This window comes from Nocardia sp. NPDC087230 (assembly GCF_044744725.1).
In the GTDB taxonomy this organism is placed as follows: domain Bacteria; phylum Actinomycetota; class Actinomycetes; order Mycobacteriales; family Mycobacteriaceae; genus Nocardia; species Nocardia canadensis.
Genome location: NZ_JBIUYV010000001.1, coordinates 866,075 through 889,040, shown reverse-complemented (window position 1 = coordinate 889,040; position 22,966 = coordinate 866,075). Strand labels below are relative to the sequence as shown.

Here is a 22,966-nt window from a genome sequence, read left to right as displayed (position 1 = left end):
CGGCACCCGATGACCGTGTACCGCAGTTCCGCCGGCACCACGACCTATACGTTCGACGGCCTGGTCGATCTCCTGGCCAAGGCCACCCCCGAACGCAGCGGCGACCAGCTCGCCGGCTGCGCCGCCGCGACCGACGCCGAACGGGCGGCCGCGCAGTGGGCGCTGGCCGACGTGCCACTGACCACCTTCCTCGACGAAGTGGTCGTGCCGTACGAGACCGACGAGGTCACCCGGCTGATCATCGACAGCCACGACCGCACCGCGTTCGGCCCGATCGCCCACCTCACCGTGGGCGGGCTGCGCGACTGGCTGCTCGCGGTCGCCGCCACCGACGACGCCGCGACGACGCTGGCCGCGGTGTCGCCCGGACTGACGCCGGAGATGGTGGCGGCGGTCAGCAAGATCATGCGCAATCAGGATCTGATCGCGGTGGCCAAGGCGACCGTGGTGACCGCGGGCTTCCGCACCACCATCGGCCTGCCCGGCCGGTTGAGCACCCGGCTGCAACCCAACCATCCGACCGACGATCCGCGCGGGATCGCCGCCGCCACCCTGGACGGGCTCCTGCTCGGCTGCGGTGACGCGGTGATCGGCATCAACCCGGCCACCGACTCGCCCCAGGCCACCGCCGACCTGCTGCACCTGCTCGACGAGGTCCGGCTGCGCTTCGACATCCCGACCCAGTCGTGCGTGCTCTCCCACGTCACCACGACCATCGGGCTGATCGAGGCGGGCGCGCCGGTGGATCTGGTGTTCCAGTCGGTGGCGGGCACCGAGGGCGCGAACGCCGGCTTCGGCGTGAACCTCGCGCTGCTGCGCGAGGGCAACGAGGCCGGACGCTCACTCGCGCGCGGCACCGTCGGCGACAACGTGATGTACCTGGAAACCGGGCAGGGCTCGGCGCTGAGCGCGAACGCTCATCTGGGCGTGGGTGATCGGCCGGTGGATCAGCAGACGCTGGAAGCACGCGCCTACGCCGTCGCCCGGGAGCTGCGGCCGCTGCTGGTGAACACGGTCGTCGGGTTCATCGGACCCGAGTACCTCTACGACGGCAAGCAGATCATCCGGGCCGGGCTAGAGGACCACTTCTGCGGCAAGCTGCTCGGCCTGCCGATGGGCGTGGACGTCTGCTACACCAACCACGCCGAAGCCGACCAGGACGACATGGACACCCTGCTCACCCTGCTGGGGGCGGCGGGCTGCGCCTTCGTCATCGCCGTGCCGGGCGCCGACGACGTGATGCTGGGCTACCAGAGCCTGAGTTTCCACGACGCGCTCTACGCGCGGCAGGTGCTGAACCTGCGCCCCGCACCGGAATTCGAGGCGTGGCTGTCCGGGCTCGGCATGCTCGACGCCAACGGCCGGATCCGCCAGGTGGCACCGCTGTCGTCACCGCTGCGCGCCCTGGCGGCGAACCGATGAAACCCATCGCGACCAAGCCCGTGCTGCGCATCGTGCGATCGAATACCGAGCCGAGAGGACACGTCGTGGGCGAGTCGACACCGGACGAGCGCGCCGAAGCCGCTGTGGCCCAGGAGTTCTGGCGCGATCTGCGGCGCAACACCCAGGCCAGGATCGGGCTCGGCCGCACCGGTGACGCCCTGCCCACCACCGAGGTCCTGGCCCTGCGGGCCGCGCACGCCGCCGCCCGCGACGCGGTGCACGTCCCGCTCGACGTGGAGATCTTCACCGAGCAGATCGCGAGCATGGGCCTGGGTGAGCCGGTGACGGTGACCAGCAAGGCCGCCGACCGCTCGGAATATCTGCGCCGTCCCGACCTCGGCAGGCTGCCCGCCGACCTGTCCGGCATCGACAACCACGGTGCCGATATCGGTTTCGTGCTCGCCGACGGGTTGTCCCCGCGCGCGCTCACCGACCACGGCGCGGGTCTGCTGGGCGCGCTGGCCGACGAACTCGCCGACCGCTACACCCTGGCCCCGCCGGTGATCGCCACCCAGGCGCGCGTGGCCCTGGGCGACCACATCGCCGCGGCGATGGGCGTGCGGACGGTCCTGGTGATCATCGGAGAACGCCCCGGCCTCTCGGTCGCCGACAGTCTGGGCATCTATCTGACCCACGCCCCGCGTCCCGGCCGCGCCGACGCCGAGCGCAACTGCATCTCCAACATCCACCCGCCCGACGGACTCACCTACCTCGACGCCGCCCGCGTCGTGGCGGGACTGGTCGCGGGCGCGCGCAGGCTCGGACGCTCGGGCGTCGACCTCAAGGACACCTCCCGCGCCGACAGTCTGGGCGCAGATACCTCGACCATCGCCGCGGCGCTGGAGAACAAGGACCACTGACATGACGAAGATCTCCGCCCTCGCGGCGGTGGCGATGACGGCTGCCCTGATGACCGCGACCGCCTGCGGAACCGACGAATCACGCTCGGTGTCGGAGGCCTGTTCGACCCTCGACGCGAGCCAGGTCTGGTACGGGGACAACAAGGAACGGATCGCGCGGTTCATCGAGGAGACCGGGCGGTGCGGCGCGGGCGGTACCGGCGCGGCGCCGCTGGCGCTGTTCGATTGGGACAACACGGTCGTGAAGAACGATATCGGCGTCGCCACGTTCTATTGGATGCTGGCCAACGACAAGGTATTGCAGCCCGTCGACCGGAACTGGGCCACGGTCGGCGCGCATCTGAGCCCGGACGCCGCGGGCGCGCTCGCCGCGGCCTGCGGTGCCGCCGACCCGAACACCCCGCTGCCCACCTCGACGAACACCGCCTGCGCCGACGAGCTGGTCGCGGTGGCCGACAGCGCCAAGACCACGTCGGGCAAAGCCGCCTTCACGCAGTACGATCACCGCCGCACCGAACCCGGCTACGCGTTGGTCGTTCAGCTGATGCGCGGCTACACCGAGGCCCAGATCACCGACTTCGCCCGCGCCGCCCGCGCGCAGAACCTCGCCGCGGCCGAAGGAGCCAAGCAGACCGTCGGCACCACGAAGGTCGACGGCTGGGTGCGCTACTACCCGCAGATGACGGACCTCATCCGGGTGCTGCGGGACAACGGGTTCGACGTACGCATCATCTCCGCCTCGGCCGAACCGGTGGTCAAGGTCTGGGCCGAGGAACTGAACATCCCCGGTGACCGGGTCATGGGCGTTCCCCTGCTGGCCGACAACGGCGTCTACACCGGGCACCTCCCCGGCTGTGGCGATGCCGGGACCGACCAGGTGATCACCTACATCGACGGCAAGCGGTGCCGGATCAACGAGCAGGTGTTCGGCGTCCGGGGCGCCGCGGCCTTCCAGCAGCTGCCCGCCGACCGGCGCGCCGCCTTCGCCGCGGGTGATTCCGACACCGACGTGGTCTTCCTCGGCGACGCGACCGGCCTGCGCCTGGTCATCAACCGCAACAAGACCGAACTGATGTGCAATGCCTACGGCTCGGCGGACGGCACGTGGGTGGTGAACCCGATGTTCCTCGGCCCCAAGCCGCGCAAGTCCGATCCGTACCCTTGCGCGACGGCGGGTTACATCACCCCCTCGGGCGGCGGCGCGCCGTTGCACCGTCCCGACGGCAGCGTGATCCCCGATCAGCAGGACCTCGTGTTCGGGTGAGAGCCGGATCACCGGTCGACGAGGTGGCGAGTCACCCTAGAGTGATCTCCATGATCCGCACCGCCGCCCTCGCCCATGTCCGCGACCGCAGGCTGATCCAGACGCGCCCGGAAGGCAAGGACGTCTTCTACATGGCGGGCGGCAAGATCGATCCGGGCGAAACCCCCCTGGAGGCGCTCCATCGCGAGATCGAGGAGGAACTCGGCGTCGGGCTCTCCGGCGTCGCCGAACTCGGCATCTTCGAGGCCGAGGCCTTCGGTCACGGCAAGAACACCGGCCTGCACATGACCTGTTTCCTCGCCGACTTCACCGGCGAACCCCACGCCACCGGCGAAATCGCCGAATTCCGCTACTTCACCGTCAGCGAATACGCCGCCATGGACCACGTGGCGCCCGGCTCCATGATGGTCTTCCGCCGCCTCCACGAGCTCGACCTCATCGATTGGTGAGTACCAGGCGTTTCGGCGAAACATTGCGCGCCGGTGCGACGATCACACTCTCGTGACGGGGACAGAGGCACTACAGAGCACGGAGTTGACCGCGGCCGAGCGCAGAGCCGCGCTCCGCAGGCTCGTGGTCATCTTCGGGTTGATGAACAAGATGATCGAGCTCAGCGCGACCGGTGCGCCGCGGCAGCTGGCCGAGCACGCGGCCGCCGCCAGGGATCTGGTCGGCGAGCTGGTGACCGATATGGCGCAGCTGCCCTAGCTCAGTCGGTCTTCGGGGCCGGCGGGGTGCTGTCGCCGGCTTCCGGCTCGATGGCGCCCGGCTCGGTGCCCTCGTCCGCCTTCTGGTCCGGTTCCGGGTGCTCGGGCTCGAACGTCTCGGGCAGGCCCTTGAGATGCTTGTTCATCGAGCGCACGAGCAGCACGGTGCCCGCGAGCAGGATCAGGATGACCAGCAGGCCAAGCGGCGACGCCTTGCCGAACTCGGGTCCGGTCGGGGTGTTCTGAGCGAGGTAGACCAACATCACCGGTCGGCGTCCTCGATGCCGGCGAACAGGTCGGTCTCCGGGATGGCGGTGCTCACCCTCGTCTTGGCCAATTCGAACTCCTCGGTCGGCCAGAGCCGCTGCTGCATCTCCAACGGGATCGCGAAGAACGCCCCGTTCGGATCGATCTGGGTCGCGTGCGCGCGCAGGGCGTCGTCACGCTGGGGGAAGTATTTGGAGCATTCGATCTGGGTGGTGACCCTGCCCCACGAATCGCCGCGCTTGAACTGCTTCATCCGGTCCAGCCACTCCTGCAGCGGGAACGGTTCGCCGATGCGCTCGTACTCCTCGGCGAAGGCCTCCAGGCGCTTCATGCTGAAACCGTGGTCGTAGTACAGCTTGAGCGGCGTCCACGGCTCGCCCGCCGCGGGGAACTTCGCCGGATCGCCCGCCGTCTCGTACGCGGCGACCGACACCTCGTGGCACCGGATGTGATCCGGGTGCGGGTAGCCGCCGTTCTCGTCGTAGGTGGTGATCACGTGCGGCTTGAAATCGCGCACGACGCGCACCAGTGCCTCGGTCGACTCCTCGAGCGGCACCAGCGCGAAGCAGCCCTCGGGCAGCGGCGGCAGCGGGTCGCCCTCGGGCAGGCCGGAGTCGACGAAGCCGAGCCAGTGCTGGCGCACGCCCAGCGCGTGGGCGGCCGCGGCCATCTCCTCGCGCCGGACCTCCTCGATCCGGTCCAGGACACCGGGGGTGTCCATCGCGGGGTTGAGGATGCTGCCGCGTTCACCACCGGTCAACGTCACGACCAGGACGTCGACGCCCTCGGCCGCGTACCTGGCCATGGTCGCGGCGCCCTTGCTCGATTCGTCGTCGGGGTGTGCGTGCACCGCCATGAGGCGAAGGCCACTCACGTCTCGTTCACCATCGCTCTCGCTCGCGGGTGTCAGAACTTCGTTCCCTATAGTTCCATCCGACCCCCCGTTTGTTCCGACCACCCCCGGGAGCGAGAAACCGATGACCGAGCCCGCACCGGACTCCGCGGCGACCTCGGCCGCCGCCGCAGCCCGACACGCCGACCGTTACGGCACAAAACCACCGGCGCGCCGGACGTGGGTGCTGGTCGTTCTCGGGATCGGTGTGCTGGTCGCCGGGGTCGGCGTCGCCTTTCTGGGGTTCCAGAAGTACGGCCCGAAGGCGATCGAGACCGAGCAACTCGGCTACGTGGTCGTCGACGACGCCACGCTGACGGTGCGGATGAAGGTCACCCGCGACGACCCGCGGCAGCCCGTCGTCTGCTTCGTGCGTGCCATGGATCGCGACAGCGCCGAGGTCGGCAGGCGGGAGGTGCTCGTGCCCGGCTCCGATTCCACCAGCGTCCAGGTGACCACCACGGTCAGGTCCTCCGCGCGCCCGTCGGCGGGCGATATCTACGGCTGCACCGACCAGGTCCCGGGCTATTTGCGCGCCGAATAGCAGGCTCGCCTAGCCTGACCTGCATATTTATGAGACATGCTAAAATGGCCTGATACACGGTTCCGGGGCTCGGAGCCGTGTTTGCTGCATTGGCGGCCAGCGGTGCTGTTTCCGGGTTACGGGTTCACCCCCAGGATCGCTCCAGCCGTCGGGCTGGTGCATGCCCTCCTCCGGAGGGTACAGCGCCGGTTTCAGGGAATCCCGGTGCGCCGGGAACAACTACTAGGGAGTGATCGAGATGACCGAGAATGTGACCTGGCTTACCCAGGAGTCGCACGACAGGCTCAAGGGCGAGCTGGACTCGCTCATTGCCAATCGTCCGGTCATTGCCGCCGAGATCAACGAGCGCCGCGAAGAGGGCGACCTCAAGGAGAACGGCGGCTACCACGCCGCGCGCGAGGAGCAGGGCCAGCAGGAGGCGCGGATCCGCCAGCTGCAGGAGCTGCTGAACAACGCCAAGGTCGGCGTCGCCCCCACCAAGTCCGGCGTCGCCCTGCCGGGTTCGGTCGTCACGGTCTACTACGACGGCGACGAAGACGATACCGAGACCTTCCTGATCGCGACTCGCGAAGAGGGCCTGGGCGCCACCAACCTCGAGACCTACTCGCCGAACTCCCCGCTGGGCGGCGCGCTGATCGACGCCAAGGTGGGCGAGACCCGCGAGTACACGCTGCCCAACGGCAACACCATGAAGGTGACGCTGGTCAGCGCCGAGCCGTACCACGGCTGATCCTGGCCTGACCGAGCCCGCACCAACCGAACCCGAACGCGAGCGGCCGCACCCGAACATCGGATGCGGCCGCTTCGTCATCTGTGGGGTCCCGGTCAGCTCAGAGCCTGCTCGACATCGGCGAGCAGGTCGCTGATGTCCTCGATGCCGACCGAGAGGCGCACCAGATCGGCGGGGACCTCCAGCGCCGAACCCTCGGTGCTGGCGTGGGTCATCGCGCCCGGGTGCTCGATGAGCGACTCGATACCGCCCAGCGACTCGGCCAGGGTGAAGATCTCGGTGCGCGAGCAGAACTTCAGCGCGGCCTCCCGGCCGCCTGCCAGTCGCACCGAGATCATGCCGCCGCTGCGGCGCATCTGCTTCTGCGCGATCTGGTAGCCCGGATGGGTCGGCAGGCCCGGGTAGATCACCTGCGAGATGGCCGGGTGGTTGGTCAGGAACTCCGCGATCACCTCAGCGTTGTCGCAGTGCTTCTCCATCCGCACGGCCAGGGTCTTGATGCCGCGCAGGGTGAGGAAGGCGTCGAACGGGCCGGGCACCGCGCCCGCGCCGTTCTGCAGGAACGCGAACGCGGTGTCGAGCTCCTCGCTGTTGGTGATCAGGGCGCCGCCGACGACGTCGGAGTGCCCACCCAGGTACTTGGTGGTCGAGTGCACGACGATGTCGGCGCCGAGCAGCAGCGGCTGCTGCAGGTACGGGGTGGCGAAGGTGTTGTCGACGACCAGCTTGGCGTCGGCCTCATGCGCGATGTCGGCCAGCGCCGGGATGTCACCGATGCTCAGCAGCGGGTTGGTCGGGGTCTCGATCCACACCAGCTTGGTGTTGGGGCGGATGGCCGCGCGCACCTGGTCGAGATCGGCGATGTGCGCGGGCGAGTGCTCGATGCCCCACTGGCTGAAGACCTTGTCGATGAGCCGGAAGGTGCCGCCGTAGGCGTCGTCGGGGATCACGATGTGATCGCCGGGGCGCAGGGTGGCGCGCAGCGCGCAGTCGGTGGCCGCCATGCCGGAGGCGAAAGCCCGCGCGAAACTGCCCGATTCGAGGGCGGCGAGGTTGCCTTCCAGCGCGGTGCGCGTCGGGTTGCCGGTGCGCGCGTATTCGTAGCCGCCGCGCATGCCGCCGACGCCGTCCTGGGCGAAGGTGGAGCTCGCGTAGATGGGCACGTTGACCGCACCGGTCTGAGGATCGGGTTCATATCCGGCGTGGATGGCCCTGGTCGAGAATCCCAGCTCACTCATGGCCTCAGACTAGTTGGCCGGTTTCCGGGCCGTGCGCAGGGGTATTCGCGGTGTACCGAGTGCCGGATTCCCCGCCGACCGTGCGGCTACGCTGGCGCCATGGTGACTGTCGAAGAGTTGTTCGCGATCGACCCGTTGCTCTCCCCGGAGGAGCGCGAGATTCGCGACACGGTGGCCCGTTTCGGCGAGCGCAGGCTGCGCCCGCACATCGCCGACTGGTTCGAGGCAGGCACGTTCCCGGCCAGGGAGATCGCGCCCGAACTCGGCAAGCTCGGACTGCTCGGCATGCACCTGGAGGGCTACGGCTGCGCCGGGGCCTCGGCGACCGCCTACGGCCTGGCGTGCCAGGAACTCGAGGCCGTCGACTCCGGCGTGCGCAGCATGGTCTCGGTGCAGGGCTCGCTGGCGATGACCGCGATCCACTTCTTCGGCTCCGAGGAACAGAAGCAGCGGTACCTGCCCGCGATGGCGGCGGGCGAGGTGATCGGCTGTTTCGGGCTCACCGAACCCGACTACGGCTCCAACCCCGGCGGGATGCGCACCAGGGCCAAGCGCGACGGGGACGACTGGGTGCTCAACGGGTCCAAGATGTGGATCACCAACGGCTCGGTCGCCGACATCGCCGTCGTCTGGGCCTACGCCGAGGAGCCGGGCGAGGCCAAGCCGCGGGTGCGCGGCTTCCTGGTGCCCGCCGGCACTCCCGGCTTCACCACCCGCGAGATCCACCGCAAGCTGTCGCTGCGCGCTTCGCTCACCGCCGCATTGGATTTCGACGATGTGCGACTGCCCGCCGACGCGGTGCTGCCCGCATCGGGCGGGCTGAGCTCCCCACTGGCGTGTCTGAGCGAGGCCCGCTTCGGCATCGTCTTCGGCGCGCTGGGCGCCGCGCGGGACTGTCTGGCCTCGGCGATCGACTACGCGCGCACCCGCGAGGTGTTCGACAAGCCGCTGGCCGCCTACCAGCTCACCCAGGCCAAGCTCGCCGATATGGCCCTGGAGCTCGGCAAGGGCCAGTTGCTGGCGCTGCACCTGGGCCGGTTGAAGGACCGGCACGAGATCACCGGCGAGCAGATCAGCGCGGGCAAGCTCAACAGCACCCGCGAGGCCATCGCGATCGCCCGAGAGTGCCGAACCATCTTGGGCGCCAACGGGATCACGCTGGACTACCCGGTGCTGCGGCACGCGAACAACCTGGAGTCGGTGCTCACCTACGAAGGCACCGCCGAGGTGCACCAGCTGGTGATCGGCAAGGCGCTGACCGACGCGAACGCCTTCCGCTAGCCGGAACCCGGCCGGTCGGGGTCAGCGCCCGGTGGGCACCCCCGGCCCGCGCCCGGCTACCGGCGCGGGCCGAATCAGGCCGCCCGCGAAGGCGATCCCCAGCATCGAGACCACGACGGTCAGCACCGTGAGCGCGATCGGGACGGTGATCGCTGCCGGGATGCCGAGCACCGTGAGCGACGCCAAACCGCCGCAGCCCCACGCGAACGCGGCGACGAGCCTGCCGAGCAGCGGGGCATACGGCGACCGGCGCAACGAGCGGACGACGCCCTCGCGCGCCAAATACCCTGCGACAGCAGGAAATACAGGGGTCATGCCGAGCAGCTGAATGGCCGGTTCGGTGACGTCCACTACGGGCCCCTTCGCTCGCCGTGCTGGTTAGCCGAAAGTTGTCTCGAGTCGGTGCTACCCGCTCAGAATCCACCCGGCGCCCCGTTGACGCAACTTCGCCGCACCCCGAGACCTACGATAAACCCTTGACGAGAGTTGTGATATGCGTCACAATTCTAACTGTGTTAGGTGAAACTACTCGCGATAGGCAGGCCGAACGCCGTGAGGCGACACGGCGGGAGATCCTGCAGGTCGCGTGGGAACTCGCCAGGGAGAACGGGCTGGCGCAGATCACCCTGCGCGATGTCGCCGCCAGGGTCGGCATGCGCGCGCCCTCGCTGTACACCCATTTCCCGGCCAAACTCGCGATCTACGACGCGATGTTCGAGCAGGCGTGGACCGAATACGAGCAGTACGCGGTCCGGGTGACCGCCACCCTGCCCACCGCGCCGCGGGCCCGGCTGCTCGCCCTCGCCTACGGCTTCTTCGATTTCGCGGTCGCGGACCTGGCCCGCTACCAGCTGATGAATCAGCGCACGGTGCCCGGGTTCGAGCCCTCGCCCGCGGCGTTCGCACCGTCGGTGCGGGTGGTGCGCGCGGCCGTCGCCATGTTCGCCGAGGCAGGTGTCACCGATCGGGGTGACATCGAGATCTGGTTCAGCCTGATCGGCGGCCTCATCGACCAGCAACTCGCCAACGATCCGGCCGGCGACAGCAGACGCAGGCTGATCGAACGCGCGATGACCATGTGGGCCGACAGCGTCGGCCTGCCCCCGGAACCGAGGGATCCCCCATGACCACGACAACCCCGGCGCCGACCACACCGCGCCGCAGCGCCCTGCCCCGCCCCGAGTCGATGACTCTGGCCGCGACCGAATACGCCCGCATCGCCGGCGCCGTCGCGGCGCTCGACCCCGCCGACTGGGATCGGCCCACCGATTGCCCGGACTGGACTGTGCACCAGTTGATCTCGCACGTCGTCGGGATGGCCGCGATGACCGCGTCGATCACCGAGATGATCCGGCAGAACCGGGTCGCCGATCGACGGCCGAACGGCGAGGAACAGCGCATCGACGCGCTGACCGCCTTCCAGGTCACCCGCTACGGCGTCCGCTCCCCCGCCGAGCTCACCGCCCTGCTCGCCCGCCTCGGTCCGCGCGCCGCGGCCGCCCGGCGCAGGCTGCCCGGCTTCCTGCGCAAGCTGGCGATGCCAGGGTCCGAGCGGGTCAACGGTGTCGACGAGCGATGGACGGTCGGCTACCTGACCGAGGTGATCCTCACCCGCGACCCGTGGATGCACCGGATCGATCTGAGCCGGGCGACCGGGCGGCCGCTCGAACTCACCGCCGAGCACGACGGCCGCGTCGTCGACGATGTCGTCCGCGAGTGGGCCCAGCGCCACGGCGCCCCGTACCGGCTCACCCTGCACGGCCCGGCGGGCGGTACCTGGGCGAGCGGCGCGGCCGATGGCCCGATGCTCGAGCTGGACGCGATCGAGTTCTGCCGCATCCTTTCCGGCCGCGCGAGCGGCTCCGGGCTGCTCACCACCGAGGTGCCGTTCTGAACCGCTAGCCGATCGCGGGCAGCTCCAGGTTCTCCCGATAGGTGCCCGCCAGGTAGTCGGAGTCGACCAACCCGCGGCGGCGCAGTTCGGGAAGCAGGCCGTTGACGACGAAGTCGCGGGTGCGCTCCTGCGCCAGGCCGCCCAGGGAGATCACGTCGAGCACGTCGGCCCGGTAGCGCTCCTCGATGGCGTCGGCGAGCTGTTCCGGGGTGCCCGCGGCGGCCCAGTGGCCGGTGTCCTTGGCGGCGACGACGAGTTCGCGCACGGTGGCGCCGGTGGCGGCGAGCTTGCTGAAGATCTCCACCCGGCCGCGTCGGCGATGCACCGTATCCAGCTGCGGGAGCAGGCTTTCCGGCAGCGGCTTGTCCAGCGGGAGGTCGGACAGGTCGATGTCGCCGCCGAGCATGTCCGCCAGCTGACGGCGGCCCGCGTCGAAGTCGGTGGCCTCGGCCGCCTCGCGGACGAGTCTGCGGGCCTCGGCTTCGGTGGCGCCGTAGGTCGCGTGGAAGGAACTGAAGATCAACGGCAGGCCGTGCGCCCTGCCCAGTTCCGCGGCGCGGGTCCGGATCTTCTTCGTATAGGTGACCGCGTCTTCCAGCGTCGGCAGCGAGGTGAACACCACCTCGGCGAACCGCGCGCCGAGTTCGATGCCGCCCGCCGACTGCCCGGCCTGGAACTGCACCGGCCTGCCCTGCGGCAGCGGCGGGATGTTCAGCGGTCCACGCACCGAGAAGTACTGTCCCGCATGCTCGATCGGCCGCACCCGCGATTCGTCGAGCGTCGCGCCGCCGTGACCGTCGGGCCGCAGCGCGCCGGGCCGCCAGCTGTCGAACAGCGCGTTGACCACGGTCAGCACCTCGGTCGCGCGAGCGTAGCGCTCCTCCGGGCGCGGCAGATCCTGGTCGCCGTAGTTCTCCTCGCCGAGGGAGGAGGTCACCGCGTTCCAGGCCGCGCGGCCGTTGCTGACGTGATCGAGGGTGCCGAACAGCCGAGCCAGGTTGAACGGGTGCTGGAAGGTCGTGGTGACCGTCGCGATGAGGCCGACATGGGTGGTCACCGCGCTCAGCGCGGCCAGCTGGATCAGCGGTTCCTGCGCGCCGATCGCGCCCTGGGCGCCGAAGGCGAGCAGGTCGGCCGCGAATACCGCGCCGATCTTGTTGTCCTCGGCGATCCGGGCGATGCGCTGGGCCTCGTCGAGGGTGGAGCGAGTCGGATCGAGTGCGGCGGCGTAGACATCACGCGACCCGCTCACGCCCGTGACGGTCTTCAACTTGCGGCGTTCGGTGCCCATGCCGGCCAGTCCAGCAGAGCGGCGGCGGGCCCGACCATGGTTGCGCTCAACACAATTCGAGCGGAATGCGCGATAGCGCCGAGTTAGCCGTCGGCCGGATATTCGGGATTGTTACCATTTGGTGGTGTTTGCGCCCGGCCCCGCGTTGCTCGAATTATCGGCACGTCGAAATCTGCGACAACTGAATACCATGTACGGAGTTCCCGCGGCGGCCGCTGCCGCGCAGGCCCCCGGCCTGTCGGCTCAGCTCGACCAGCACGGCGCGGCCGTGCGGGACATTCTCGCTTTCGGCGTCGGCGGATCGGCACGTATTCCGATCGCCATTCTGCTGTCGGGGTATGCGCGCGGGCTGCTCGACCAGGTCGCCGAGGCGCTGCTCCCCGCGGCCCCGCACTCCTGGCACACGGCCGACTGGTGGCAGCTGCGCTTGGCCGCGGTCTGCCTGCACGCCGAACCGGCCTGAACACCGGAATCGGCGCTCCGCCACCGTGACGGTGACGGAACGCCGGCGCCGGTCGGTCAGCGTGCCGTGTCGCCGCCCCACTCCGGGCGACCCGGCTCCGGGTAGCCCGCGCCGGGGGTGACCCACTGCTGCGCGCCTTCGGCGCGCGCCGCGACCTGCCCACCCGCGCGCGCCGCGTCCTCACGGCCACGCTGGTAGGCCTCGGCATGACCCTTCATGGCGGGCATCTCCGCCTCGAGATTGCCGAGCCAGCTGTTCCAGCGCTGCTCCATGGGCCGGACCAGGCCGCCGCCGACACCGACCACCAGGATGCCGCCGATGGTCGCGAGCACCGCGATCAGGATCGGCGTGGTCACCGAGGTCGCGACGCCGATCTGGTTCAGCGCGGCGATGATGCCGATTCCCCAGATGAACACCGAGGCGATGCGGCCGAGCATCCGGCCGTAGGACAGCCCGCCGAGCACGGAGGTGACCAGCTCGCTCACCGCGTGCGCGATGGCCGCCGCGATCACCACGATCACGATCGCCACCGCCGCCTTCGGCAGCCAGGCCACGATGCCGGTGAGCAGATCGCTGACCGGGTTGGGTCCGAAGACACCGAAACCGATCTGCAGCGCGATCAGCAGGATGGCGTAGTAGGCGATCTTCGCGAGGAGATCGGAGGCGTCGTATTTACTGCGGGACATCATCTTCTGGAGCTGCCCGCGCTCGACCAGCCGATCGAATCCGACGCGCTCGAGCACCGCGTCGACGATCTTGGCGACCACTTTCGCGATGATCCAGCCGATCACCAGGATGGCGACGAACGCGGCCAATTTGGGGAGGAATTGCGCTACCGAACTCCAGGCATCGGTGAAACCTTGCTGGAAGTCGATCGCGATTACGGAGTTGTCCACAACACGTCCTTTCGCTCGTCCCACCCGGATGCCGTCCTTCGGTGGGTACCCGGGTTCCCGGAGCCGAATCGTCAATTTGCGAGAAATTTGCTCTTGCCGGAATCGGGTGTCGACGGCTGGTCGGACGGGGTCTTGCGCCCCGTGGTCTTCTCGGTCATCGTGTAAGTAAGTGGTTACTTACGACGGAGGGCATGTGACGCCGACATCGCGGGACCGGATCATGACCGAGGCCTTGCGCCTGTTCGGGGAACAGGGGTTCGCCAAGACCTCGGTCGCCCAGATCGAGCAGGCGGCCGGACTGTCCGGCGGGTCGGGGGCGCTCTACCGGCATTTCACGTCCAAGGACGAACTGCTGGTGCGCGCCGTGGCGACCCGGCTCGAGGATCGCGGCGAGTGGAATCGTTTCCTGTCGCCGGAGTTCTCCATCGCCGCGGCGCTGGATTCGCTCACCGCCGGGGGCGAGCTGGTCGAGAAGCTCGTCGCGCTGTGCCGGATCGGCCTGGCACGCCTCGACCACGACCGGGACGTGACCCGGATCCTGTTGCGGGACAACTCGATCCCCGGCGAACTGCTGGAGGTGTTCCGGCAGCAGGAGTACGCGGTGGTCATGTCGGCGGTCACCCGCGGCTTGATCGAACTCGCCGGTCCCGGTGCGCGTGTTCGGGATTGGGATGCCACCGCCGCCGTCCTGGTCGGCGCGCTCGCGCACTTCTGGATGATGCGCGACATCTTCGACGGCGGACACCCGGCGAATGTCGACGCCGACCGCTATCTGCGAGCCACCGCAGAGCTGATCGCCGCCCGGCTCGACCGGGCGGGAACCGAGGGAGAGGACAGCTGATGCGTACACCCATCACCGTTGTCGGGGGCGGACTGGCCGGCCTGACCGCCGCGATCGCCGCGGCCGAGACCGGAGCACCGGTCGTGCTGCACGAGGCGCACCGCACGCTCGGCGGTCGCGGGCGGGCCACCCCGGCGCCGTACGTGGCGCACGAGGGCGCCCACGTGTTCTACGCCGACGGACCGCATTACCGCTGGTTGAAGGAACGCGGTTTCGTCGCCGGCCTCGGCTTCCCGTCGATCGGGGAGGCGGTGAAGATTGGTTTCCGCGCCGACGACCGGATCCGGAAGGCGCCGCCGCTGGGGATGCTGCGCGCCCAGTCACGCAAGTGGCTCCAGGCCCCGGTCGACGTCGACTTCCACCGCTGGGCCGCCGAGCGCTGGGGCGAACGCACCGCCACGCAGATCGCCAACGCGATCAGCGTGGTCACCTACGACGCGAACACCGGCAGGCTCTCGGCCGCCTTCGTCTGGGACCTGTTCCAGCGGGTACTCGGGCCCGCCGTGCCCGCGGTCCGCTGGGTGCGGGGCGGCTGGCAGCAGACCATCGACCGGATGGTCACCCGCGCCACCGAACTGGGCGTGGCGATCGATACCGGTTCGCGCGTGGACGCGGTGCCCACCGGCGGGCCGGTCATCGTCGCCACCGACCTGGACTCCGCACGACGGCTGCTCGGCGACGACTCCCTGCGCGGCGTCAGCGGTTTCACCGCCCTGCTCGACCTCGGCGTGACGAAGGACCGCCGCGACCGCAACCTGGTCTTCGACCTGGACGCGGGCGGCTTCCACGAGAGCTACACGATGCAGGACGACACCATCGCGCCGACGGGCGAATCACTGTTCCAGCTCCAGATGCCGGTGCGCGACAACGAGTCCCGCGCCGAGGCACACCGCCGCCTGGAAGCCTTCGCCGACGCCACCGTCCCGGAGTGGCGCTCGCGCACCACCTTCCACCGAACGGCGACGGCGAAGGGCCGCACGGGCGCTCTCGACCTGCCCGGCACCACCTGGCGCGACCGGCCCGCCATCGATCGCGGCGACGGGGTGTACCTGGTGGGCGACATGGTCGCGGCACCGGGAATGCGCGGCGAGATCGCCATCAACAGCGCCCTGACCGCCGCCGCGTCGGCCGTCGCCGGCCTGCGTACGGCGTCCAGCGCTGTGCCGGGCACCGACCCCGCCTAGCCGTCGGTGACCGATCCGATCGACGATTCCCGATGTCGGTCGGGTCGGGCCGAAATTCGGTTGCGCCGCTCGCCACCCGATTCCTAGGGTGAGCCACATGTCGTCTTCCATGTTCGCGTGCAACGTGTTCATTCGCATCCGCTCCGCCCGGGCTCTGGCCCGCTAGCGGACGCGGATACCTCATCGGCGTCCACCGGCGCGCCCAGGGCCCATCGAGCTCTCACCTACTCGATGACCCGAAGGGGCAACTGCCGTGGCGCAGGATTTTGCACACCGAAACTACTCACACACTCAGCGCAAGGTCACCGGGCGCGGCGGCGGCCGGACGCCGCGCGATCTGGCGAGAAGGACGCTCTCGCAGAACTTTCTGGTGGACCGGACGGCCGTCGACGCGATGCTGACGGTCGCCGATCCGGCGGGCGAGATACTCGAACCCGGCGCGGGGGAAGGCGTCCTCACGCGGGCGCTGGCCGGCCGGGGCGCGCGGGTCACGGCCTACGAGATCGATCCGCTGCTGGCGGCGAAGCTCTCGGCGCAGACCAGGGCCGAGCGCGGAATCCGCGTGGTGCGTGGCGATTTCACCAAGGCCAAGGCGCCGCGCACGCCGTTCGCGGTGGTCGGCAACATCCCGTTCTCGGTGACCTCCGAGATCGTCGACTGGTGCCTGGCCGCACCGGCGCTCACCTCGGCGACCCTGCTCACTCAGCGGGAATACGCGCGCAAACGCACCGGCGACTACGGGCGGTGGAGTCTGCTGACCGCGACGAGCTGGCCGTGGTTCGGCTGGCGGCTGCACGGACAGGTGCACCGCACCAGCTTCCGGCCGGTCCCCGCCGTCGACTCCGCCATCCTGCGGATCGACCGGCGTCCGGAACCGCTTGTCGCGCACCGGGACTCCTACACCGAACTGGTGCGCACCGGATTCTCCGGGGTCGGCGGCACGGTGCGCGCCTCGCTGCGCGCCCGATACCAGGGCGTGGACGCGGCCCTGGCCGAGGCGGGCATCGCCGCTGACACCGTGGTCGCCTACGTCCACCCGGAACAGTGGGTCGCCCTGCATTCCGCGCTCACCCGCTAGCCGGGCACCGCTGCCGCCCCGGCGCGCGGGGCGGCAGCGGGCTCAGTGGCCGATGGAGCCGGTGCTGAGGAAGCCGAGCAGGTCGTGGCGGGTGATGACGCCGACCGGCTTGCCGTCCTCGACGACCATCAGGGCGTCGGAGTCGGACAGCGCCTTGGTGGCGGTGGACAGCGGTTCGCCCGAGCCGATCAGCGGGAACGACGGGCTCATGTGCTGGGCCACCGAGTCGGTCAGCTGTGCCCGGCCCTCGAAGACGGCCGAGAGCAGGTCGCGCTCGGTGACACTGCCGGCGACCTCGCCCGCCATCACCGGCGGCTCGGCGCCCACGACCGGCATCTGCGAGACGCCGTACTCGCGCAGGATCTCGATCGCGTCGCGCAGGGTCTCCGACGGGTGGGTGTGCACCAGGTCGGGCAGCGCGCCGGACTTGCCGCGCAGCACGTCGCCGACGAGCGGTTCGGGCCCGGCCTCCAGCGGGGTGGTGAGGAAGCCGTAGGAGCTCATCCACTTGTCGTTGAAGATCTTCGACAGGTAGCCGCGGCCACCGTCGGGCAGCAGCACCACGACCACGGCGTCGGGATCGCGCCGGGCGACCTCGATCGCGGCGACCACGGCCATGCCGCAGGAGCCACCGACCAGCAGGCCCTCCTCGCGGGCCAGGCGGCGGGTCATCTCGAAGGAGTCGGCGTCGGAGACGGCGATGATCTCGTCGGGAACGCTCGGGTCGTAGGCCGAGGGCCAGAAGTCCTCGCCGACACCCTCGACCAGGTACGGGCGGCCGGTGCCGCCGGAGTACACCGAGCCCTCGGGATCGGCGCCGATGATCTTCACCTTGCCGCCCGAGACCTCCTTGAGGTAGCGGCCGGTGCCGGTGATGGTGCCGCCGGTACCGACGCCGGCGACGAAGTGGGTGACCTTGCCTTCGGTGTCGCGCCAGATCTCCGGACCGGTGGTCTCGTAGTGGCTGTCCGGGCCGCCCGGGTTGGCGTACTGGTTGGGCTTCCAGGCGCCCTCGATCTCGCGGACCAGGCGATCGGAGACGTTGTAGTAACTGTCCGGGTGCTCCGGCGGCACGGCGGTCGGGCAGACCACGACCTCGGCGCCGTAGGCACGCAGGACGTTGCGCTTGTCCTCGCTGACCTTGTCCGGGCAGACGAACACGCACTTGTAGCCGCGCTGCTGGGCGACCAGCGCGAGGCCGACACCGGTGTTACCCGAGGTGGGCTCGACGATGGTGCCGCCCGGCTTCAGCAGCCCTTCCTCTTCGGCGGCGTCGATCATCTTGACCGCGATCCGGTCCTTGGAGCTGCCGCCCGGGTTGAGGTATTCGATCTTGGCGGCGACCAGGCCCGCGTTCGGGCCGACCACCGAGTTCAGCCGAACCAGAGGGGTGTTGCCGATGAGGTCGACGACATGATCCGCGATACGCATACCCCCATCGTTGCAGAGCCGTAGCTCGACGTCGCGACCTGGTCGGATCCTGTGAGCAGTGGCACCACCGGCGGCGCCGCGCTCGGCCGGTCCGGCAGCTGCTGCGCGGCCGATTCGCGCCGTAGAATTTTCGGATGTGAGCGCACCTCGAATCAGCTGGCGGACCGCTGTCGTCACCGGGGCCACCACCGTGCTCGCCGGATCGAGTGCGGGCACCGTCTCCTGGGCGACGTATCGACTGCTGATGACGCAGGCCGGGGCGGCGCGCGCGGTCATCGGGCGCGACACCTCCAAACCACCGGAGGCCGACGGCGTCTACGCTCCCGGCGCGCAGCTGCCCGAACCGTGGCGCAAGGGCGTACCCAGCGACCTGCACCTGATGATCTTCGGTGACTCGACCGCCGCCGGACTCGGCTGCCTGAGCGCGGCCGACGTCCCGGGCGTGCGGCTGGCGCGCGGGCTCGCCGACGCCACCGGCTCGCGCATCCGGCTCAGCACCAAGGCGATCTCCGGCGCCACCTCCAAGGGCCTGGCCGGGCAGGTGGACGCGATGTTCGTCGCGGGGCCGCCGCCGGACGCCGCCGTCATCCTGGTCGGTGCCAACGACATCACCAAGAAGCACTCCATCCGGGCCTCGGCGCGCAGGCTGGCCGCCGCGGTGTCGCGGCTGCGCGCGGCCGACGCGCTGGTCGTCGTCGGCACCTGCCCGAACCTGGGCACCGTCACCGCGATCCAGCAGCCGCTGCGCACGGTGGTGGCGAACTGGAGCGTGCGTCTGGCCAAGGCGCAGACCGTCGCCACCACGCTGGCAGGTGGTACCCCGGTGCCGATGGGTTCACCACTGGTCGCCTCCGAGTTCCGCGCCGCCCCGGAAATACTGTTCGCCACCGACGGATTCCACCCCTCCGCGGCGGGGTACGAATTGGCCGCCGCCCAGCTGCTTCCGGTCCTCGTCGAGGCGGTGCGCAGCCGACCTGCCCTTCCCGTCGCGCACGGCGAGACGTAGATTCACGAAAGACCGGCAAGGTAAACAGCCGTTCACAGAACCATCCGAAAAGGAGTCCTCATGCCCGAGGCCGTTATCGTCTCCATCGCCCGCTCCCCCATCGGCCGTGCCGTCAAGGGGTCCCTGGCGGGTATGCGTCCGGATGACCTGACCGCCCAGATGGTGCGCGCCGCGTTGGCCAAGGTCCCCGCGCTCGACCCGAGCACGATCAACGACATCATGCTCGGCACCGGCTCCCCCGCGGGTGAGGGCGGCTTCGGCATGGCTCGCAACGTCGCCGTGCAGCTGGGCCTCGACACCGTGCCGGGCACCACCGTCCAGCGCTACTGTGCGTCGTCGCTGCAGACCACCCGGATGGCCTTCCACGCGATCAAGGCCGGCGAGGGTGACGTGTTCATCTCCGCCGGTGTGGAGACCGTCTCCCGCTACGCCAAGGGCTCGGCCGACAGCTGGCCCGACACCAAGAACCCCGAGTTCGCCGAGGCCGAGGCCCGCACCAAGAAGACCGCCGAGGGCGGCGCGGGTCAGTGGCACGACCCGCGCGAGGACAACCTGCTCCCCGACGTCTACATCCCGATGGGCCAGACCGCCGAGAACGTCGCGACGCTGACCGGCATCTCCCGCGAGGACCAGGACCACTGGGGCGTGCGTTCGCAGAACCGCGCCGAGGAGGCCATCAAGAACGGCTTCTTCGAGCGCGAGATCACCCCGGTGACCCTGCCCGACGGCTCGGTCGTCAGCAAGGACGACGGCCCGCGCGCCGGCGTCACCTACGAGGCGGTCAGCCAGCTCAAGCCGGTCTTCCGTCCCGACGGCACCGTCACCGCGGGCAACTGCTGCCCGCTCAACGACGGCGCGGCCGCGCTGGTCATCATGAGCGACACCAAGGCCAAGGAGCTGGGCCTGACCCCGCTGGCCCGCATCGTCTCCACCGGCGTGTCCGGCCTGTCCCCCGAGATCATGGGCCTGGGCCCGGTCGAGGCCGTGCAGCGCGCGCTGGCGCTGGCGGGCAAGTCGGTCTCCGACATCGACCTGTTCGAGATCAACGAGGCCTTCGCCGTGCAGGTGCTCGGCTCGGCTCGTGAGCTGAAGATCGACGAGGACAAGCTCAACGTCTCCGGTGGCGCCATCGCGCTGGGCCACCCGTTCGGCATGACCGGTGCCCGCATCACCGCGACCCTGCTGAACAACCTGCAGACCTACGACAAGCAGTTCGGTGTCGAGACCATGTGCGTCGGCGGCGGCCAGGGCATGGCCCTCGTGATCGAGCGCCTCAGCTGAGATAGCACGAAAAGAGCGGCCCACCGAATTCGGTGGGCCGCTCTTTTATGTCTCGGCTGTCAATCCCGCTGGAAGTAGCTCAGCAGGCGCAGGATCTCGACGTAGAGCCAGACCAGGGTGACGGTCAGGCCGAGGGCGACGCCCCAGGCGGCCTTCTCGGGGGCCTGGGCGCGGATCAGCTGATCGGCGGCGTCGAAGTCCAGCAGGAAGCTGAACGCGGCGATGGCGATGCAGACCAGGCTGAACACGATCGCCAGGGCGCCACCGTCGCGCAGGCCGAAGCCGCCGTCGGTGAAGAAGCTCGCGATCAGGTTGCCCACCATCAGCACCAGCACGCCGACCATGGCGCCGAGCAGCATGCGGGTGAAGCGCGGGGTGACCCGGATCGCGCCCGTCTTGTAGACGACCAGCATGCCGAAGAACACGCCGAAGGTGCCGAGCACCGTCTGGCCGATCAGCGCGCTACCGCCCACGCCGCCGAAGGTCACGTCGGTGAACATCAGCGACAGCGCGCCGAGGAACAGGCCCTCGAACGCCGCGTAGGACAGCACGATGGCGGGGTTGTCCATCTTGCGGCCGAAGCTCGCGACCATCACCAGCACGAAGCCGATCAGGCCGCCGCCGATGACGAACAGCGGAGCCAGCGAGGGGTTGGCCGAGGACAGCGCGAACGAGGCGATCGCCGCGACGGTCAGCACCGCGAGGGTGATGCCGGTCTTGGTGACCACGTCGTCGATGGTCATCGCGCGGGTGGCGGGGGCCTGCTGGAATTGCTGGCCGTACTGCTGCCCGTACTCGCCGTACTGCTGCTGGTTGCCCAGCTGACCCGCGCCGGCCACGCCCGAACCGAAGTTCGCGTAACCGCCGACACCCTCCTGGCGAGGTAAGTTCTTGAACACCGGATTCGATGAGGTACGCACCGTGCGCCTTTCTTGGAGTGAATAGTCGCTGTTCGCCTGACGGCGGGCAACAGCTCCAACTGCCCTGTACAACGCGTCGTGATCGGACATAGTTCCCAGCGGATCGCCGCACCGCCCGACCGGACAAATCGGACTCTACCGCGTCCGACCGGCTCTATCGTTGTACGTCGCGCAGACCACGAACGGACCGCGTCACCGTGAACTTCTGGTTCCGGCCGATCACATCGGTGTGCCCGACCATCCGCTCGACCACGCCGCGATAGTTCAGGTGCGAGTTGTAGACCGTCCACAGCTCCCCGCCCGGCCGCAGCACCCGGCCGGTCTCGGCGAACATCTTGATCGCCGAGCCGGTGTGCACGGCCGCGCCGACGTGGAACGGCGGATTGCACAGCACCAGGTCGGCGCTGTTGTCGGCGGCAGAGGACATGGCGTCGTCGCGCACCACCGTCACCCGGTCGGCGACACCGTTGGCGGCCGCGGTCGCCCGGGCCGAGGCGACCGCCGCGGCGGACTGATCGGTACCGACGACCCGCAGGTGCGGCCGCGACTTGGCCAGCGCCACCGCGAGGATGCCGGTGCCGCAACCGAGGTCGATGGCCTCGCGCGCGTCGGGCTTCATCCGGTCCAGATGCTCGAGCAGGAAGCGGGTGCCGATATCGAGGCGGGGCCCGGAGAAGGCGGCGCCGTAGGCGAGCACGTCACCGTCGATCTCGGCGATGCGCTCGGCCACCGGGAACCGCGACTCGCCGACCGGCTTCGGCTCCGCGACGACCAGCACCCGGGACTTCTGCCTGCCCCGGCCCGCGCGCACCTGCCCGAAGGATTCGGCGAACACCTCGTTCATGGCCGGGGTGAGGTACTTGTCGCGGCCGCCCGCGAACACGACGACCTCCGGCGCGGCGTACCTGGCGACGGCCTCGGCGATCTCGGCCAGCCCCGACAGCATCCGGGGCAGGCGCATCAGCACCACCCGCGCACCGGTCAGCAACTCGGCGTCGAGGCCGTGCGCGGTGTAGCGGTCGGTCAGGCCGAGGTTCTTGGCGTTGCCCGCGAGCGCGAGTTCCCCGGTGAGCAGGTCCTGATGCACCCGCACACCGGTGAGGTCGTGGCGGGTGGCCGCGCCGATGGTGAGTGCGCCGTAGGCGTCGCCGATCACCGCAACCTCGCCGCTACCCACCGCCGTCAGGGCCTCGGACGCGGTGTCGAGGAGCAAACGGTCGGCGGCGTCGACGGCATAGAGGTTCGGCGCCTCCACGTCCGGATACCGGCGCAGCCGGGTGAATACGTCCTCGACTCTGTCCACGCGACAAGTGTGCTAGATCGTTGCCCCACCGTCACATCCGGCCCTGATATCCGCCGGTGGCCTTGCTCACAGTGCGTAATGGGAGTGGGTATTCCGATGGGCACGAACAGCTTCCGCCGATTTGCGACACCCTTGCAGACCGGCGCGAGCCG

General features: G+C 69.7%; 25 protein-coding genes. 16 read left to right on the top strand and 9 right to left on the bottom strand.

Annotated features, from left to right (window positions below):
- Window positions 1-9: 9 nt before the first annotated feature.
- The 5 genes from ACIO52_RS04225 (at window position 10) to ACIO52_RS04205 (ending at window position 4,275) form a co-directional block, all read left to right on the top strand.
- A complete protein-coding gene (locus ACIO52_RS04225) occupies window positions 10-1,422 on the top strand; it encodes an ethanolamine ammonia-lyase subunit EutB (RefSeq protein ID WP_218719519.1) in 1,413 nt (470 codons plus the stop codon).
- A gap of 104 nt (window positions 1,423-1,526) precedes the next feature.
- Window positions 1,527-2,303, top strand: a complete 777-nt coding sequence (gene eutC, locus ACIO52_RS04220) for an ethanolamine ammonia-lyase subunit EutC (RefSeq protein WP_308248556.1) — start codon at window positions 1,527-1,529, stop codon at window positions 2,301-2,303.
- 1 nt (window position 2,304) lies between these two features.
- The gene (locus ACIO52_RS04215) at window positions 2,305-3,567 is read left to right on the top strand and encodes an HAD family hydrolase (protein ID WP_402641540.1); all 1,263 of its coding nucleotides are present in this window, start codon (window positions 2,305-2,307) and stop codon (window positions 3,565-3,567) included.
- A 50-nt stretch (window positions 3,568-3,617) separates the two neighbouring features.
- Window positions 3,618-4,016 carry an NUDIX domain-containing protein gene (locus ACIO52_RS04210; protein WP_218719516.1) on the top strand — a complete coding sequence of 133 codons (399 nt, stop codon included), beginning with the start codon at window positions 3,618-3,620 and terminating at the stop codon, window positions 4,014-4,016.
- Window positions 4,017-4,068: 52 nt separating this feature from the next.
- Window positions 4,069-4,275: a hypothetical protein gene (locus tag ACIO52_RS04205; protein ID WP_218719515.1), complete on the top strand. Its 207-nt coding sequence runs from the start codon at window positions 4,069-4,071 to the stop codon at window positions 4,273-4,275.
- A gap of 1 nt (window position 4,276) precedes the next feature.
- Here the strand turns inward: ACIO52_RS04205 and ACIO52_RS04200 are convergent, their stop codons facing one another.
- Both ACIO52_RS04200 and mca read right to left on the bottom strand, forming a co-directional pair.
- Entirely contained in the window at window positions 4,277-4,537 is a 261-nt protein-coding gene (locus ACIO52_RS04200; RefSeq protein ID WP_218719580.1) for a hypothetical protein, read from the bottom strand.
- Window positions 4,537-5,397: a mycothiol conjugate amidase Mca gene (gene mca, locus ACIO52_RS04195; RefSeq protein ID WP_402642154.1), complete on the bottom strand. Its 861-nt coding sequence runs from the start codon at window positions 5,395-5,397 to the stop codon at window positions 4,537-4,539. The genes ACIO52_RS04200 and mca overlap by 1 nt, the downstream gene beginning before the upstream one ends.
- 121 nt (window positions 5,398-5,518) lie before the next feature.
- On the opposite strand from mca, the gene ACIO52_RS04190 reads away from it, so the two are divergent.
- The gene (locus ACIO52_RS04190) at window positions 5,519-5,977 is read left to right on the top strand and encodes a DUF4307 domain-containing protein (protein WP_218719514.1); all 459 of its coding nucleotides are present in this window, start codon (window positions 5,519-5,521) and stop codon (window positions 5,975-5,977) included.
- Between the two features lie 238 nt (window positions 5,978-6,215).
- Window positions 6,216-6,707, top strand: coding sequence for a transcription elongation factor GreA (greA, locus tag ACIO52_RS04185; RefSeq protein ID WP_218719513.1), 492 nt, complete (start codon window positions 6,216-6,218; stop codon window positions 6,705-6,707).
- 95 nt (window positions 6,708-6,802) lie between these two features.
- Here the strand turns inward: greA and ACIO52_RS04180 are convergent, their stop codons facing one another.
- Window positions 6,803-7,945, bottom strand: coding sequence for a cystathionine gamma-synthase (locus ACIO52_RS04180; RefSeq protein ID WP_218719512.1), 1,143 nt, complete (start codon window positions 7,943-7,945; stop codon window positions 6,803-6,805).
- A 99-nt stretch (window positions 7,946-8,044) separates the two neighbouring features.
- On the opposite strand from ACIO52_RS04180, the gene ACIO52_RS04175 reads away from it, so the two are divergent.
- Window positions 8,045-9,226 (top strand): acyl-CoA dehydrogenase family protein, encoded by a 1,182-nt coding sequence (locus ACIO52_RS04175; RefSeq protein WP_218719511.1) that lies wholly within the window; start codon window positions 8,045-8,047, stop codon window positions 9,224-9,226.
- A 21-nt stretch (window positions 9,227-9,247) separates the two neighbouring features.
- Here the strand turns inward: ACIO52_RS04175 and ACIO52_RS04170 are convergent, their stop codons facing one another.
- Entirely contained in the window at window positions 9,248-9,577 is a 330-nt protein-coding gene (locus ACIO52_RS04170) for a hypothetical protein (protein WP_402641533.1), read from the bottom strand.
- Between the two features lie 161 nt (window positions 9,578-9,738).
- Between ACIO52_RS04170 and ACIO52_RS04165 the strand changes: the two genes are divergently transcribed.
- Together ACIO52_RS04165 and ACIO52_RS04160 are read left to right on the top strand one after the other, a co-directional pair.
- On the top strand, window positions 9,739-10,353 hold the full coding sequence (locus ACIO52_RS04165) for a TetR/AcrR family transcriptional regulator (RefSeq protein ID WP_218719509.1): 615 nt from the start codon (window positions 9,739-9,741) through the stop codon (window positions 10,351-10,353).
- On the top strand, window positions 10,350-11,120 hold the full coding sequence (locus ACIO52_RS04160; protein ID WP_255588077.1) for a maleylpyruvate isomerase family mycothiol-dependent enzyme: 771 nt from the start codon (window positions 10,350-10,352) through the stop codon (window positions 11,118-11,120). The genes ACIO52_RS04165 and ACIO52_RS04160 overlap by 4 nt, the downstream gene beginning before the upstream one ends.
- 4 nt (window positions 11,121-11,124) lie before the next feature.
- Here the strand turns inward: ACIO52_RS04160 and ACIO52_RS04155 are convergent, their stop codons facing one another.
- On the bottom strand, window positions 11,125-12,411 hold the full coding sequence (locus ACIO52_RS04155) for an NtaA/DmoA family FMN-dependent monooxygenase (protein WP_402641530.1): 1,287 nt from the start codon (window positions 12,409-12,411) through the stop codon (window positions 11,125-11,127).
- 190 nt (window positions 12,412-12,601) lie between these two features.
- Here ACIO52_RS04155 and ACIO52_RS04150 point away from each other — a divergent pair, with 190 nt between their 5' ends.
- Window positions 12,602-12,874: a DUF6401 family natural product biosynthesis protein gene (locus ACIO52_RS04150; RefSeq protein ID WP_255588076.1), complete on the top strand. Its 273-nt coding sequence runs from the start codon at window positions 12,602-12,604 to the stop codon at window positions 12,872-12,874.
- A gap of 56 nt (window positions 12,875-12,930) precedes the next feature.
- Here the strand turns inward: ACIO52_RS04150 and ACIO52_RS04145 are convergent, their stop codons facing one another.
- Window positions 12,931-13,770: a hypothetical protein gene (locus ACIO52_RS04145; protein ID WP_402641526.1), complete on the bottom strand. Its 840-nt coding sequence runs from the start codon at window positions 13,768-13,770 to the stop codon at window positions 12,931-12,933.
- A gap of 193 nt (window positions 13,771-13,963) precedes the next feature.
- On the opposite strand from ACIO52_RS04145, the gene ACIO52_RS04140 reads away from it, so the two are divergent.
- The 3 genes from ACIO52_RS04140 to erm all read left to right on the top strand — a co-directional run bounded on the left by ACIO52_RS04140 (window position 13,964) and on the right by erm (window position 16,873).
- Window positions 13,964-14,611 (top strand): helix-turn-helix domain-containing protein, encoded by a 648-nt coding sequence (locus ACIO52_RS04140; protein WP_316576038.1) that lies wholly within the window; start codon window positions 13,964-13,966, stop codon window positions 14,609-14,611.
- Window positions 14,611-15,795, top strand: a complete 1,185-nt coding sequence (locus tag ACIO52_RS04135; RefSeq protein WP_402641522.1) for an NAD(P)-binding protein — start codon at window positions 14,611-14,613, stop codon at window positions 15,793-15,795. Before ACIO52_RS04140 ends, ACIO52_RS04135 begins: the two co-directional genes overlap by 1 nt.
- Before the next feature lie 337 nt (window positions 15,796-16,132).
- Complete coding sequence (gene erm, locus ACIO52_RS04130) at window positions 16,133-16,873, top strand: ErmE/ErmH/ErmO/ErmR family 23S rRNA (adenine(2058)-N(6))-methyltransferase (protein WP_394358760.1); 741 nt, start codon at window positions 16,133-16,135, stop codon at window positions 16,871-16,873.
- A 42-nt stretch (window positions 16,874-16,915) separates the two neighbouring features.
- On the opposite strand, the gene ACIO52_RS04125 is transcribed toward erm, so the two are convergent.
- Window positions 16,916-18,304 carry a cystathionine beta-synthase gene (locus ACIO52_RS04125; RefSeq protein ID WP_218719502.1) on the bottom strand — a complete coding sequence of 463 codons (1,389 nt, stop codon included), beginning with the start codon at window positions 18,302-18,304 and terminating at the stop codon, window positions 16,916-16,918.
- A gap of 136 nt (window positions 18,305-18,440) precedes the next feature.
- Between ACIO52_RS04125 and ACIO52_RS04120 the strand changes: the two genes are divergently transcribed.
- The gene (locus tag ACIO52_RS04120; RefSeq protein WP_218719501.1) at window positions 18,441-19,310 is read left to right on the top strand and encodes an SGNH/GDSL hydrolase family protein; all 870 of its coding nucleotides are present in this window, start codon (window positions 18,441-18,443) and stop codon (window positions 19,308-19,310) included.
- A 60-nt stretch (window positions 19,311-19,370) separates the two neighbouring features.
- A complete protein-coding gene (locus ACIO52_RS04115; protein ID WP_218719500.1) occupies window positions 19,371-20,591 on the top strand; it encodes an acetyl-CoA C-acetyltransferase in 1,221 nt (406 codons plus the stop codon).
- 59 nt (window positions 20,592-20,650) lie between these two features.
- On the opposite strand, the gene ACIO52_RS04110 is transcribed toward ACIO52_RS04115, so the two are convergent.
- Window positions 20,651-21,511 carry a Bax inhibitor-1/YccA family protein gene (locus ACIO52_RS04110; protein ID WP_402641517.1) on the bottom strand — a complete coding sequence of 287 codons (861 nt, stop codon included), beginning with the start codon at window positions 21,509-21,511 and terminating at the stop codon, window positions 20,651-20,653.
- Between the two features lie 154 nt (window positions 21,512-21,665).
- Window positions 21,666-22,814, bottom strand: coding sequence for a methyltransferase (locus ACIO52_RS04105; RefSeq protein ID WP_218719498.1), 1,149 nt, complete (start codon window positions 22,812-22,814; stop codon window positions 21,666-21,668).
- Window positions 22,815-22,966: the final 152 nt, after the last annotated feature.